The 433-nt window shown below is 56.1% G+C and carries 1 protein-coding gene; it reads right to left on the reverse strand.

Features of this window, described 5'->3' with window-relative positions; genetic code table 11:
- The coding region (locus tag ACEWB7_RS17945) for an ROK family protein (protein ID WP_411581083.1) at nucleotides 1-382 on the reverse strand (382 nt) is incomplete at its 3' end.
- Nucleotides 383-433 lie beyond the last annotated feature (51 nt).

The raw sequence follows: 433 nt of genomic DNA on the forward strand, positions 1-433 counted from the left end.
GCCCCATAACCAAAGGATATTGCGTGAATTCATCATCCCAGGCTTCGGACAAGGCAAAACAGTTAGCGTCATTGTCCAGACGCACATCGCGATCCAGTCGGGCGCTGAGATCGGCGCGCAACGGCTTACCGCTGGCTGCCGGGACATTCGCGGCGTACAGCGTGCCGTCTTCAGTTTCCGGCATACCGGGTATGCCAATCCCTACCGACCCTTTTACGCCAAATCGCTGGTCGGCTTCCGCGACCAGTTCGCACACGGCGTCTAAAAAGGCGCTATAGCTGGTATGGGGCGTGGGAACCCGTTTTTCCCACTGCAGCCGCCGCGTTGAGTCAAATACGCCTAACGCAATCTTTGTTCCGCCAATGTCAAACCCGTAATACATCGCCGCTCCTTGTTTTTATATTCCGCGATTACTGGCCGCTCAATACTCGCG

Origin of the sequence: Acinetobacter sp. NIOH-H-8, assembly GCF_046635365.1 — a bacterium.
Lineage (GTDB): Bacteria > Pseudomonadota > Gammaproteobacteria > Pseudomonadales > Moraxellaceae > Acinetobacter.